At 72.4% G+C, this 15,382-nt stretch carries 2 protein-coding genes (1 of these 2 only partly in view); both read right to left on the minus strand.

Going from position 1 to position 15,382, the window contains the following annotated elements; genetic code table 11:
* Positions 1–9,786: an amino acid adenylation domain-containing protein gene (locus ACIG5F_RS38205; RefSeq protein ID WP_396524913.1), complete on the minus strand. Its 9,786-nt coding sequence runs from the start codon at positions 9,784–9,786 to the stop codon at positions 1–3.
* Positions 9,783–15,382 carry the final stretch of a non-ribosomal peptide synthase/polyketide synthase gene (locus ACIG5F_RS38210; RefSeq protein ID WP_396524914.1) on the minus strand. The gene runs 16,615 nt beyond the window's last position, so the window shows 5,600 of its 22,215 coding nt (coding positions 16,616–22,215); the start codon falls outside the window, past its right edge; it ends in the stop codon at positions 9,783–9,785. Before ACIG5F_RS38210 ends, ACIG5F_RS38205 begins: the two co-directional genes overlap by 4 nt.

The raw sequence follows: 15,382 nt of genomic DNA on the forward strand, positions 1-15,382 counted from the left end.
TTATCGATCGTTCATCCGGGCGATAACCGCGCCCGCGACCTCGCCGATCCACTCGCTGTCCAGCAGGTCGGAGTGCACGCACGCCACGCGGTGCTCGGCGATGTCGCCGCCGATGTACGGCCCCCACGCCTCGACCAGCGGCACGCCGCCGTCGGGGGTGCTAGTGGACGTGACCAACAGCGCGTCGCCGTCGAACACCGCCGGCCGCGCGGCCATCGTGACCGCGATGCTATTGACCATCGCGTCGAGCGCCCGCTCCAACTGCTCATCCGGCACGTCCGGCAACACGTCCCGGCGCAGGAACTCCAGCACCGTGGCCCGTTCATCGCCGGGCTGGCCGCCGCTGAGGTCGGCGTGCAGCCGCCCGAGGACGTCGACCTCGGCCAGACCGCCGGGTTGGGCGTCGAGAATGGCCAGCAGGCCGACCTCCTCGCCCTGCGACCGCAGATGGGCCGCGATCGCCTGGGCGATGTTGCCGCCGAGCGAATAGCCGAGCAGGTGGTACGGGCCCTGGGGCTGGACCTTCCGGATCTGGTCCACGTAGTCCGCGACCAGGTCGTCCAGGCTCGCCGGCAGCGTGGACTTCTCGGCCAGGCCACGGACCTGAAGGCCGTACAGGGGAACGTCCATGTGCCGCAGCAGCCCCGAATACGCCCAGCTCAGGCCGGTGGACGGGTGCGGGCAGAACAGCGGCGGCCGGCTGCCCTCGGTGCGGATGGGCAGCAGCACGTCCAGGCCGCCGCCCTGGTCGCCGGTGTCGAACTGGGCGGTGAGCCCGGCCACGGTAGGCGCCTGGAACAACGTCTGCACGCCGATCTCCACGCCGAGCGTGGCCCGGATCCGGCTGACCAGCCGGGCCCCGAGCAGCGAATGCCCGCCCAGCTCGAAGAAGTTGTCGTCGATGCCGATGTCGTCGATGCCCAGCACCTCGGCGAACAGCCCGCACAGCACCTGCTCGCGCGGACTCCGCGGCGACCGGCTCGGAGTCCGGGCGATGTCCGGGGCCGGCAGCGCGGCGGTGTCGAGCTTTCCGTTCGGGGTCAACGGAATCGCCGCGATCGGCACGAACGTGGACGGCACCATGTGCGCCGGCAGGCGCTCGGCGACGGCCACCCGCAGCCCCGGGCGGTCGAACTCGTGCTCGGGGACCACGTACGCGGTCAGCCGCTTGTCCCCCGGCCGGTCCTCCCGCACGACGACCACGGCCCGCCGCACCGCCGGGTGTTCGGTGAGCACGGACTCGATCTCGCCGAGCTCGATCCGGAAGCCCCGGATCTTGACCTGGTGGTCGGCCCGGCCGACGAACTCCAGCTGGCCGTCGGCCCGCCGCTTGGCCAAGTCGCCGGTGCGGTACATGCGGCCGCCGAAGGGGCTGGCCACGAACCGCTCGGCGGTCAGGCCGGGCCGGCCGAGGTAGCCCCGGGCCAGGCCGGGGCCGCTGACGTAGAGCTCACCGGTCACGCCCGGCGGCAGCGGCCGCAGAGCCGGGTCCAGCACGAACGCCCGCACTCCGTCGATCGGGCGGCCGATGCCCTGGTCCCGGCCGACCAGGGCGTAGCTGACGTCGCAGGTCGCCTCGGTCGGGCCGTAGGCGTTGACCATCCGGCGGCCGGCCGACCAGTGCGCCACCAGGTCCGGCGGGCAGGCCTCGGCCCCGGTGATCAGCACCTCCAGCGCCGGCAGCGGGACCCGCGGCACCGTGGCCAGCACCGACGGCGGGAGGTGCAGGTGCGTGATCCGCTGGTCGGCCAGAACCCGGGCCAGCTCGTCGCCGGCCAACGAGCCGGGCGGGATCACCAGGCACGCCCCCGACAGCAGGGCCATGCACAGCTCCGCCACCGACACGTCGAAGCTCGGCGACACGAACTGGAGGACCCGGCTGCTCGGCTTGACGCCGTAGTTGGCCTGCTGGTTGGCGACCAGGGCGGCGATGCCGGCGTGCGTGACGACCACAGCCTTGGGCCGGCCGGTGGAGCCGGAGGTGTAGATCACGTACGCCGGGTGGTCCGGGCTGACGGCCACGACCGGGTCGCTGTCGTCTGTGCCGTCCCCGAATTCCGCCAGCGACCGAATCACCAGCGCGGGGGCGGCGTCGGCCAGCATCCGGTCGATGCGGTCGGCGGGGTAGTCGGGGTCGATCGGCACGTACGCGCCGCCGGCCTTGGCCACCGCCAGGACCGCGACCACCATGTCGATCGACCGGGGCATGGCCAGCGCGACCAGCTTCTCCGGGCCGATGCCGTCGGCGATCAGCTGGTGCGCCAACCGGTTAGCCCGGCGGTTCAGCTCCACATAGGACAGCTCTGTCACGGCGTCAGCGACGGCGATGTGGTCGGGGGTGCGACGGACCTGGTCGGCGAACAGCGCCGGCAGGGTCCGGGCCGCCGGGCCGGGAACACTCCGCAGCAGCCGCTCCCGCTCGTCCGGGCCGAGCAGGTCGATGTCGCCGATCCGGACGTCCGGGTTCGCGGTGACGGCGGTCAGCAGCCGGACGAACCGGTCGGCCATGGCCTCGATCGTCGCCGCGTCGAACAGGTCCACCGCGTAGCCGAGCACACCGTCGATGCCGCCGATGTCCGGATACTCCCGCAGGCTCAGCGACAGGTCGGACTTGGCCACCCCGGTGCCGATGTCCTCCACCCGCACCGCCAGGCCGGGCAGCGTCAGCTCGCCGTCCTCGGTGTTCTGCAAGGTCAGCAGCACCTGGAACAGCGGGTGGTGGGCCAGCGACCGTGGCGGGTTCAGGGCCTCGACCAGACGTTCGAACGGCACGTCCTGGTGCGCCAACGCGGCCAGGTCGGCCTGCCGGACCCGGGCCACCAGCTCGGCGAACGTGGGGTCGGCCGAGGTGTCGGTGCGCAGCACGACCGTGTTGACGAAGAACCCCACCAGGTCCTCCAGGGCGGCGTCGAGCCGGCCGGCGACCGGGGTGCCGATCGGCACGTCCGCCCCGGCGCCGTGCCTGGTCAGCAGGGCCGCAAACGCCGCGTGGAGCACCATGAACAGGGTCGCGCCGGTGCGCCGGGCGGTGTCGGCCAGGGCCCGGTGGAGGTCGACGTCGAGGTGCAGGACATAGGAGTCGCCTCGGTGGGTGAGCACCTGAGGCCGGGGCCGATCGGTCGGCAACTCCAGCGCCTCCGGGGCCCCGCTGAGTGTGTCGCGCCAGAACTGGATCTGCTCGTCGCCGATGCGATCGAGGAGATCCCGTTGCCACAGCGTGTAATCCGCGTACTGCACGGGCAGCGGCGACCAGGCCGGCGGCTGGCCCTGGCGGCGCGTGGCATAGGCGGCGCTGAGGTCGCGGACCAGCGGGGCGGCCGACCAGCCGTCGCTGGCGATGTGGTGGGTCAGGATCAGCACGGTGTGCTCGTCGCCCTGTGAAATCACGGTGACGCGCAGTGGCGCTTCGGCGCCGAGGTCGAAGCCGTAGCGGGCCAAGGACTCCAGGTCACCGTCCACAGTGAACTCGACGTGGGCGGGCGCGTCGGTGAGCGCCTGGTACGGGTCGCCGTCCACGTTCGGGAACACCGTGCGCAGCGATTCGTGCCGCTGCACCACGTCGTTCACCGCCGCGACGAACGCCGCTCGGTCCAGTGCGCCGGAAAGCCGGAGCACCAAGGGAATGTTGTACGTCGGCGACGGCCCTTCGAGCCGGTGCAGGAACCAGAGCCGACGCTGCGCGAACGACAGCGGCATCCGCTCCGGCCGCACCTGAGGAACCAACGCGGTGCGCGCGGTTCCGCCATCGGCCAAGCGCTGAGCCAGCCCCGCCACGGTCGGCGCCTCGAACACGGCGCGAATCGGCATCTCGGCGTCGAAAGCCGCCCGGACCCGGCTGACCAGCTTGGTCGCGAGCAGCGAATGCCCGCCCAGCTCGAAGAAGTCGTCGTCCACGCCGACCCGCTCGACGCCGAGCACGTCGGCGAACAGCGCGCACAGCACCTCTTCGGCCGGCGTCCGCGCGGCGCGACTCGTGGCGTCGGCGACGAACTCCGGCGCCGGCAAGGCCTTGCGGTCGAGCTTCCGGTTCGGCGTCAGCGGCAGCGCGTCCAGCACCACGAACGCCGACGGCACCATATACTCCGGCAGCTGCTCGGCCAGCTGCGCGCGCAGCGCCGCCAGGTCGACCGGGCCGACGATGTAGGCCACCAGGCGACGGTCGCCGGGCCGGTCCTCACGGACGATCACCGCCGCCTGCACCACGTCCGGCCGCTGGCCGATGACCGACTCGATCTCGCCGAGCTCGATCCGGAAGCCGCGCAGCTTGACCTGGTCGTCCACCCGGGCCACGAACTCCAGGCCACCCTGGGCGTTCCAGCGGCCCAGGTCGCCCGAGCGGTACATTCGTCCGGGCCCGAACGGATCGGCCACGAACTTGGTCGCGGTCAGGCCGGGGCGGCCGTGGTAGCCGCGGGTGACCAGGTCGCCGGCGATGTAGATCTCACCGACCACGCCGACCGGGGCCGGGTTGAGGGCGGCGTCGAGCACGTACATCCGGGTGTTCCAGACCGGCCGGCCGATCGTGACCACGCCGCCGGGCACGGTCTCGCCGGGCTCGATGCGGTACTCGGTGCAGCCGATGGTGGTCTCGGTGGGGCCGTACTCGTTGACGACGGTCGCGCCGGGGTGACGCCGGCGCCACTCGTCGAGGACCTCGCCCATCAGCGATTCGCCGCCCAGCACCAGCTGCTCGGTCGGCGAGAAGCCGCTCGGCAGGGCGATCAGCAGCGACAGGTGGCTGGGCGTGGCCTTGACGAAGGTGGGCCGTTCCACCTGGGCCACCGAGGATTCGTCCAGTTCGATCAGCTCGATGCAGCCGCCGGCGGTGAGGGTGGCGAACAGGCCGGTGGCGGTGAGGTCGAAGGACACCGCCGAGTGCACCAGCGACCGCCCGGCCACGCCCGGATAGGCCGACCGGGCCCAGGCCAGGTAGACGTTGAGCGACCGGTGCTCGACCACCACGCCCTTGGGGCGGCCGGTGGAGCCGGACGTGAAGATCACGAAGGCCGGGTTCTCCAGCCGCAGCGGGGAAAGCCGGTCCGCGTCGGTCAGGTCGGCGGCCGAGAGTCCCTTGGTGTCAATGGGTTCGTCGTCCAGCACAAGGACCGGCCGGACGTCGTCGAGCATGAACTTGATGCGCTCGGCCGGGTAGCTGGTGTCGATCGGCAGGTAGGCCGCGCCGGCCTTGAGCACGGCCAGCAGCGTCACCACCAGCCGCACCGACCGGGCCATGGCCACGCCGACGAACCGCTCCGGGCCGACGCCGGACTCGACCAGCCGCCGCGCGAGACGGTTCGCGGCCTCGTTCAGCTGTTGGTAGGTGAGGGAATCACCGTCATGGCGGACGGCGGCGGCGTGCGGGGTCCTGGCCGCCTGGGCCTCGATCAGCGCGGGCAGATGGGCCGGCACGACCGGGTGGGCGGTGTCGTTCCAGTCCGTGATCACCAGCCGCCGCTCCTGCGGCGACAGCACGTCCACGAGGCCGACCGGCCGGGTGGGCTCGGCGACGAGGGCGGCGAGGGCGTGCACGAGCCGGTCGGCGATGGCTTGCGCGGTGTCGCGGTCGAACAGCGCGGTGGCGAACTCCACCAGGCCGTCGACCCCGTCGGGGCGGCCGTCGGCGGTGAACGTCTCCTGGAGGTGGAAGGACAGGTCGACCTTGGCCGAGCCGGCCCCGGCGCGGTCCAGTCGCGTGCGCAGGCCGGCCAGGGCGAACTCGCCCTCGTCCGGGTCCTGGTAGGTCAGCATGACCTGGAACAGCGGGTGCCGGGCCAGCGAGCGGGCCGGGTTGACCGCCTCCACCAGCCGTTCGAACGGCACGTCCTGGTGGGCGTAGGCGTCGAGGTCGGTCTGCCGGACCCGGGCGAGCAGCTGGGCGAAGGTCGGGTCGCCGGACAGGTCGGTGCGCAGCACCAGCGTGTTGACGAAGAAGCCGATCACGCCGTCGAGCGCGTCGTCACCACGGCCGGACACCGCGGCGCCGATGGGAATGTCCGTGCCGGCCCCGAGTTTGGCCATCAGCACGGCGATCGCCGCCTGCACGACCATGAACGGCGTGGTGTTCGTCTTGCGCGCCAAGGCAAGCAGGTCGGTGTGGAGCTTGGGCGCGATGCTCAGCTGCACGGTCTCGCTGTGCGGGTCCGCGACGGCCGGACGGGGCCGGTCGGTCGGGAGTTCGAGCTGCTCGGGAGCCCCGGCCAGGTTGGTGCGCCAGTAGTCCAGCTGCCGGTCCATGTCGTCGGCCAGAACCTTTTGCTGCCAAAGGGTGTAGTCCGCGTACTGCACGGCCAGCGGAGCCCAGTTGGGGGCGTGGCCGTCACGACGGGCGTCGTAGGCGGCGGCGATGTCGGCCAGCAAGGCGGTCTTCGAGCCGCCGTCGCCGGCGATGTGGTGCAGCACCAACAGAAGCGCGTGCTCGTCGCCCTCGGTGAACAGGGTCGCCCGCAGCGGCGTCTCGACCGCGAGGTCGAACGCGTAGGCGGCGGCCTGGTCGAGGCCAGCCTGGTCGAGGCCGGGGACCACGTGCAGTTCCGGCACGTGCTCGGTGACGACCTGGTGCGGCTCGCCGTTGGTCTCGGGGAAGACGGTGCGCAGCATCTCGTGCCGGGCAACGACATCCGCCAGCGCCGCCGCCAGGGCGGCCCGGTCGAGCACGCCGCTGAGCCGGATCACGGTGGCGATGGTGTAGAGCGCGTTCGGGCCCTCCAGGCGGTGCAGGAACCACAGCCGGCGCTGGGCCATCGACAGCGGGATGTCGGCCGGCCGCTGCTGCCGGGTCAGCGGCGTGCGGGCCTGACCGGCGGACTCGATGCGGTCGCTCAGGGCGGCCACGGTCGGAGCCTCGAACAGCAGCCGGATCGGCAGTTCCATGTCCAGCGTGGCGCGGATTCGGCTGATCAGCCGGATAGCCAGCAGCGAATGCCCGCCCAGCTCGAAGAAGTTGTCGTCGATGCCGATCGCCCCGGTGTTGAGTACCTCGGCGAACAGGCCGCAGAGGATCTCCTGCCGCGGCGTGCGCGGGGCGCGGCGGGTGTGCGTGCCGGCGTAGTCGGGATCAGGCAGGGCCTTGCGGTCCAGCTTGCCGCTCGGGGTGAGCGGCAGTTCGTCAAGGGCCACCACGGCCGCCGGCGCCATGTACTCCGGTAACCGGTCTCGCAATGCGGACCTCAAGCCGACTGTGTCCACAGTGGACGGAACGACGTAGCCGACCAGACGGCCGTCGCGGACGATCGCCGCCGCCCGGCGGACCTCGCCGCCGGCCAGCAGCGCCTGCTCGATCTCGCCGAGCTCGATGCGCAGGCCACGCACCTTGACCTGGTCGTCGCCACGGCCGACGAACTCCAGTTGCCCGTCGCCACGCCATCGCACCAGATCACCGGTGCGGTAGAGACGGCCAGCGCCGAACGGGTTGGCCACAAAGCGTTCCGCCGTCAGGCCGGGGCGGCCGTGGTAGCCGTAGGCCACCTGGTCGCCGGCGATGTGCAGTTCGCCGACCACGCCGACGGCCACCGGCCGCAGCGCCGAATCCAGCACGTACAGCTGCGTGTTGCCGACCGGGCCGCCGATCGGGGCCGGGCCGGAGTCCGGCACGCACGGCGAGAAGGTGACGTCGACCGTGGCCTCAGTCGGGCCATAGCCGTTGATCAACTGCACATCGAGCGTGTCGTGGAACAGCCGTCCCAGGTCCTCGGTGAGCACCTCGCCGCCGGAGTACACCCGGCGCAGTCCCGTGCACTCGGCGGCGGCCGGCTCCTGGAGGAACAGCCGCAGCATCGACGGCACGAAATGGACGGTCGTGACCCGCTGGTCGCGGATCAGCCCGGCCAGGTAGGCGGGATCGCGGTGGCCGTCCGGGGCGGCCACGACCAGGGTCGCGCCCTGGGTGAGCGGCCAGAAGAACTCCCACACCGACACGTCGAAGCTGGACGGCGTCTTCTGCAACACCCGGTCCTGTGTGGACAGACCGAAGTCGGCCTGCATGCCGGCCATGCGGGTGACCACGGCGTGATGCGGCACGATCACGCCCTTGGGCCGCCCGGTCGAGCCCGAGGTGTACATGACGTACGCCGGCAGGCCGGCGTCGAAGACCCGATCCGGCTCCGTGTCGGGGAATTCCGAGGTGTCGAGAGAGGTGATCACCTCGCGCGGCCGGGCGTCGGCCAGCATGTAGGCGATGCGGTCGGCCGGGTAGTCGGGGTCGACCGGCAGGTAGGCGGCCCCCGTCTTGAGCACGCCGACCAGCGCCGCCACCAGCTCGACCGATCGCGGCAGCTGGATCGCCACGGTGTCGCCCGGGCCGATTCCCTTGGCCAGCAACCGGTTTGCCAGGCGATTGGCCCGGGCGTGCAGGTCGGCGTACGACACCTCGATGCCCTCGAACACCACAGCGGTATTACCCGGGGTGCGCCGAGCCTGCTCGGTCAGCAGGTCGGCGAGGGTCCCGGTGGGGGCATCGAACGCGGTCCGGTTGAACTCCTCCAGGACCTGGCGACGTTCCGTCGGGGACAGCGTCTCCAGCCGGCCCAGCGGCCGGTCCGGGTCGGCGACGAACTGCTCGAACAGCCGCACGATCCGGTCGCCGAGGCGCTGAACCTCGGCGCGGTCGAACAGGTCCGTGCGGAAGTCCAGCCGCAGGGTCAGCGTCGAGTCGGACATGGCGCTGATCAGGCTGAGCGGGTAGTGCGTGGCGCCGCCGCCGCTGGCGTCGGACAGCCGCAGTCCGGCGTAGCTGTCGTCATCGTCGGCGCTGACCGGGTAGTTCTCGAACACCGTCATGGTGTCGAACAACTCCCCGAGGCCGGCGGCCGCCTGGATCTGGGCCAGCCCGAGGTGTTGATGTGACAACACAGCCGACCGGTCGGCCTGCAACCGGGCCAGGTTCTGGGCCAGCGACCGCGCCGGGTCCAACCGCATCCGCACCGGCAGGGCGTTGATGAACAGGCCCACCATCGACTCGACGCCCGGTAACTCCGGCGGCCGGCCCGACACGGTCTCGCCGAACACCACGTCGTCCCGGCCGGTCAGCTCGCCCAGCGCGACGCCCCACGCCGCCTGCACGGCCGTGTTCACCGTCAGGCCGCGGGCCCGAACCGCTTGGGACAGCGCGGAAGTCAGCTCCGGCGACAGCTCGACGTAGAGGCGTTCCGGCAGCTCCGGGACGCGACCGGCGTCGGCGGGACGGACCCGGGTCGGCTCCTCCAGGCCTGCCAACGCCTCCCGCCACACCCGCTCGGCGGCCGGCCGGTCCTGCGCCGCCAGCCAGGACAGATAGTCCTTGTACGGCCGGGGCTGCGCCGGCTCCTTGCCGGCGTACAGCTCGAACAGGTCCTGGATGAGCAGCGGGGCCGACCAGCCGTCCAGCAGGATGTGGTGGTTGCTGACCACCAGCTTGTGCCGCCCCTCCCCCAGCTTGACCAGCGTGAACCGGATCAGCGGGGCCTTGGCCAGGTCGAACTTCCGCACCCGGTCGGCCGCCAGCAGCGCCTCCAGGTCGGCCTCGCGGCCGGTCAGGTCCACCTCCTGCCACGGCGTCGCGACCGAGCGGACGATCACCTGGATCGGCTGGCCGTTGGCCCGCTGCCGGAAGCACGCCCGCAGCGCGCCGTGCCGGCGCAGCAGGGAGTCGGCGGCCCGGCGCAGGTCCGCCGGCCGCAGCTCACCGTCGAGGTCCAGCACCAGCTGAGTGGTGTAGACGTCGACGGCCGCCCGGTCGTAGAGCGCGTGGAACAGCATCCCCTCCTGCAACGGGGACAGCGGCAAAACGTCTTGCAGTCCGTTCGCACTCATGACTCGAAGCTCCCCAATTCCTCTTCCAGGTCCTCGATCTCGTCCTGGCTCAGCCCGGCCAGGGACAGGTCCGACGGGGTGAGGCCACCCGCGTCGGCCGTGGCCGCGTGCCGCACCAGGGCCCGCAGGGCCAGCAGCCACAGCTCGGCCAGCTCGCGCACGTCCCGCTCGTGGAACACCTCGGCCGGCCAGGAGAAGGTGGCGGTGAGCACCGGCCCGTCGGCCCGGTCCTCGGTCTCGGCGTTGATCTCCAGGGCGTGGGCCAGCGGCATCCGCGGGTCGCGCCCGCCCGGGCCGGCCACGTCCTCGGCGATGGTCCAGTCCGCGGCCTCGCCCGCGCCGAACCGGCCCAGGTAGTTGAAGCCGAGCTGTGGATTCGCCGCGTTGACCGGGGATTCCGGGTCGAGGTAGCGCAGCAGGCCGTAGCCGATGCCGTGATCCGGCAGCGCCCGCAGCTGCTCCTTGACCTGCTTCACCGCCTGGCCGACGACGTGTCCGCCGGCCTCGACCTCCGCCCACGGCACGGATCCCGGATCCAGCCGGACCGGGTGCAGGCTGGTGAACCAGCCGACCGTGCGGGACAGGTCGACCTCCTCGGCCAGTTCCTCGCGGCCGTGGCCCTCCAGGTCGACGAGCACGCCGTCGCCGCCGATCCCCCGGCGGTCCCGCCAGGTCGTCACGGCCAGGGCGAGGCCGGTGAGCAGCACGTCGGTCACCCCGGCGTGGAACATGGCCGGCACGCTGGTCAGCAGCGCTTCGGTGTCCTCGCTGGGCAGCGACACCTCCAGCTCGCGGACGGTCGAGGCCAGGTCGACAGCCGGGTCCAGCGGGCGACGGCCCAGGACCGGGTCCGCGTGGCCCAGCATCCCGTTCCACAGCTCGATTTCCGGCTGCCGGGCCCAGATCTGCTTGCTCAGCAGGTGCGACCAGGTGCGCAGCGACGTCGGCACGGCATCCAGCACCGGCTCGTCGCCGCGGGCCACGGTGTGCCAGGCGGCAGCCAGGTCCGGCAGCAGAATCCGCCACGACACGCCGTCCACCACCAAGTGGTGCAGCATCAGCAGCAGCCGCCCGGAGTCGCCGGTGTCGAACCAGACCACCTGCGCCATCACGCCATCGGCCGGGGCCAGTCGGTCGCGAGCGGCTTCGCCTTGCTGGGCAACGGTTTCGGCCAGGTCACCGGTCACCTCGACCCGGCGTACGACGTCCTCCGCCCGCACGCAGCCACGCGGCCCGATCACCAGCGCCGCGTCGGTCAGCTTGGACCGCAGCACGTCGTGGTGGTCCAGCAACGCCTGCACCGCGGTGATCAGGTTGTCCAGCCCGAGATCGGCCGGCACCTGGAGCACCATCGACTGGTTGAAGCCGGCGTGCCGGCCGCCCTGCTCGCGCAGCCACCGCATGATCGGTGTGAGCGGCACCGCCCCGATCCCGGCGTCCGGCGCCTCCACCTGCGCGGTTCGACCGCCGGCAGTCGCGGCCAGCGCGGCGACGGTGCCGTTGCGGAAGATGTCCCGCGCGCTGATCACCAGGCCGGCGTTGCGAGCGTGGCTGACGACCTGCAACGACAGGATGCTGTCGCCGCCCAGCTCGAAGAAGTTGGCGTCCACGCCGACCTCGGGCAGTCCCAGGACCTCGGCGAACACCCCGCACAGCAGTTCCTCGCGAGCCGTGCGCGGGGCCCGGCCGGTCGTGCCGGCGGTGAAGTCCGGGGCCGGCAGGGCCTTGCGGTCCACCTTTCCGTTGGGCAGCAACGGCAGTTCCGGCAACGTCACGTACGCCGATGGGGCCATGTGCTCCGGCAGCGCCGCGCCGACCAGGGCCCGGAGGTCCGCCGCCGACGCCGTGCCGACCAGGTAGGCGACGATCCGCCGGTCGCCCGGCCGGTCCTCGCGCACGGCCACGCAGGCCTCGGCGACGTCGGCGTGCTTGGCCAGCACCGACTCGATCTCGCCGAGCTCGATCCGGAAACCGCGGACCTTGACCTGGTCGTCGGCGCGGCCGAGGTACTCCAGCTGGCCGTCGGCCCGCCACCGCGCCAGGTCCCCGGTGCGGTACATCCGGCCGGCGCCAAAGGGATTGGCCACGAAGCGTGCCGCGGTCAGCCCCGGCCGATGGTGGTAGCCGCGGGCCAGGCTCGGGCCGGCGACGTAGAGCTCGCCGGCGACGCCGGGCGCGACCGGCCGCAGCGCCGCGTCCAGCACGTACACCTTGGTGTTGGCGATCGGGCGGCCGATCGGCGGCACGATCGCCCCGGACAGCGGGCCGGACATGGTGGCGCAGACCGTGGTCTCGGTCGGACCGTACGCGTTGATCATCGTGCGATCCCGGGACCAGCGCTCCACCGCCGCCGGCGCCGTGGCCTCGCCAGCCACCACCAGCGTGAGGCCCTGGGGCAGCTCCGGCAGCGTGCTCAGCGCCGTGGGCGGCAGCGTGGCGTGGGTGATCCGCTGCTCCCGCGCCAGCTCGGCCAACGGCTCGCCCAGCAGACGCTCGGCCGGCGCGACGACCAGGCAGGCCCCCGAGAGCAGGCCCATGCAGACCTCCCACGACGCCGCGTCGAAGCTCAGCGACGCGAACTGGAGGACCCGGCTGCCTGCTCCGACGCCGTAGGCCGCCACCTGGCTGGCCAGCAGCCCGGCCAGGCCAGCGTGCGTGACGATCACGCCCTTGGGGCGGCCGGTGGAGCCGGATGTGTAGATCACGTACGCCGGGTTCGCCCCGGTGACCCCGACAGACGGCGCTTCCTCGGAGAGGTCGCCGGTTTCCAGCGCGGCGATGTCCACACCGGACAGTCCGGTCCCGGCCGTGGTGAGCACGAGGCTCGGGGCGGCGTCGGCCAGCATGTAGGCGATGCGGTCGGCCGGGTAGGCCGGGTCGACCGGCACGTACGCGGCGCCGGCCTTCGACACCGCCAACAGGGCGACGATCATCTCCACCGAGCGCGGGATGGCCACGGCCACGAACCGCTCCGGGCCGGCCCCGAGCTCGATCAGCTTGTGCGCCAACCGGTTCGCCTGCCGGTCCAGCTCGCCGTAGGTGAGCTCGACGCCCTCGAACGCCAGCGCGGGCGCGTCGGGGTTGTCGATCACCTGGGCCGCGAACAGCTCCGGCAGGGTGGCCTGCCCGGTCGGCTCGTCCGTCGCGTTCCACTCGACCAGCAGCCGGGCGCGTTCGCTGTCGGACACCACATCCAGCTCGCTGAGCCGGCGGTGCGGGTCGGCAACGGCGGCCTTGAGCAGCCGGGCCAGCCGGTCGACCAGGGTCCGCACGGTCGCCTCGTCGAACAGGTCGGCCGAGTACTCGACCAGGCCCTCGCCCGATTCGTCCAGGCTGAACGCGAGGTCGAACTTGGCCACGCCGGTGCCGACACCGTCGGCCTCGACGTCCGCGCCGGGCAGGCGCAGCTCCGATTCGCCCTGGTTCTGCACGGTCAGCAGCACCTGGAACAGCGGGTGGTGGGCCAGCGACCGCGCCGGGTTGAGGATGTCGACCAGCTTCTCGAACGGCACGTCCTGGTGCGCGAAGGCGTCCAGGTCGGTCCGCCGGACCCGGGCCAGCAGCTCGGCGAAGGTCGGGTTCCCGTGCAGGTCGGTGCGCAGGACCAGGGTGTTGACGAAGAAGCCGACCAGCTTCTCCAGCGCCTCGTCCTGCCGGCCGGCGATCGCGGTGCCGAGCGGGATGTCCGTGCCGGCCCCGAGTTTGCCCAGCAGGGTCGCCAGCGCGGCCTGCATGATCATGAACAGCGTGGTCCCGGTGCCGGCGGCGAGCTCGGCTAGCCCGGCGGTGTCCAGCTCGAACTCGACGATGCCGCCGCGGTAGCTGGCGACCGCCGGCCGGGGCCGGTCGGTGGGCAGGTCGAGCAGGTCCGGCATGCCGGCCAGGGCCCGCTGCCAGTGCGCGACCTGCTGGGACAGCAGGCTTTCCGGATCCTCCTCCGCGCCGAGAACCTCCTGCTGCCAGAGGGCGTAGTCCGCGTACTGCACGGGCAGCGGCGCGAACCTCGGCGCCTCGCCACGGCAGCGGGCCGTGTAGGCGAAGGCCAATTCCTCGGCCAGCACGCCGGTCGACCAGCCGTCGCTGGCGATGTGGTGCGTCAGCACGACAATCGCGTGCCGCCGGTCGTCCTCGGACAGCAGCCAGGCCCGGATCGGCAGCTCATGCGCCAGGTCGAAGGTGTGGCGCACAGCCTCATCGACCGCCGCCGCCAGGTCCGACACCGGCTCCGCGTGGAACTTGGGCCGGGCCTGCTCCGGGGCGAGGATCAGCTGCTGCGGATCCGCGCCGCTGTCCGGGAACACCGTGCGCAGGCTCTCGTGCCGGGCGACGACGTCACCCAGCGCGGCGGCCAGCGCGCCGGCGTCGACCGTGCCGTCGACCCGCAGCACCAGCGGCAGGTTGTAGGTCGCTGACGGGCCTTCCAGCCGGTTCAGGAACCACAGCCGGCGCTGCGCGTGGGACAGCGGAACCCGTTGCGGGCGCGGCATCTTCGTCACCGCGCGGCGCACGGCCGCGCCGCCGGCCAGCCGAACCGCCAGCCCTTCCACGGTCGGGGCCTCGAACAGGGCCTGGATCGACACCTCCACGCCGAGCGCCGACCGGATCCGGCTGATCAGCTTGGTCGCCAGCAGCGAATGCCCGCCCAGCTCGAAGAAGTTGTCGTCGATGCCGACCTTCCCGGCCCCGAGCACGTCGGCGAACAGGGCGCAGAGCACCTCCTCCGCCGGCGTGCGCGGGGCGCGGCCGGCGGTGGCGGCGACGAAGTCCGGCGCGGGCAGCGCCTTGCGGTCGAGCTTTCCGTTGGGGGTCAACGGAAGCGTGTCCATCGGCACGATCGCCGACGGCACCATGTACTCCGGCAGCCGCTGCTGTGCGAGGGTGCGCAGGCCGGCGATGTCGTCGCTGCCGACGACATAGGCCACCAGCCGCTCGTCCCGCACTACCACGGCGGCGCGGGCCACGTCCGGGTGGCCGGCCAGCACGGATTCGATCTCGCCCAGCTCGATCCGGAAACCGCGCAGCTTGACCTGGTCGTCGACACGGGCGAGGTACTCCAGCTGCCCGTCGGCGCGCCACCGGGCCAGGTCACCGGTGCGGTACATCCGCGTGCCCGGCTTGCCATGCGGGTCGGCGGTGAACCGCTCCGCCGTCAGGCCGGGCCGGTTGGCGTAACCGCGGGCCAGGCCGTCACCGGCGATGTAGAGCTCACCGGTGACGCCGGCCGGCGCCGGCTGAAGCCGCGCGTCGAGCACGTACACGGCGGTGTTGGCGATCGGGCGGCCGATCGGCGGCGGCGTGCCGTCGACAATGTCGGCGGCGGCCGACCAAACCGTGGTCTCGGTCGGTCCGTACAGGTTGACGACCTTCGCCCCCACCTCGGCCATCCGCCCGGCCAGTGCGACCGGCAGGGCCTCGCCACCGACCAGCATCCGCAGGCTGGACAGGGACTCCGGGTCCTCGGCCAGCGCGGCCTGCCACAGCGACGGCGTGGCCTGCATGACGGTGACGCCGGCAGCCCGGATCTGCGAGGTCAGCGCGGCCGGGTCGCGGACAACCGAGTCCGCGGCCAGCACCACCGTGGCCCCGCTGACCAGCG

This window comes from Kutzneria sp. NPDC052558 (assembly GCF_044547355.1).
Lineage (GTDB): Bacteria > Actinomycetota > Actinomycetes > Mycobacteriales > Pseudonocardiaceae > Kutzneria.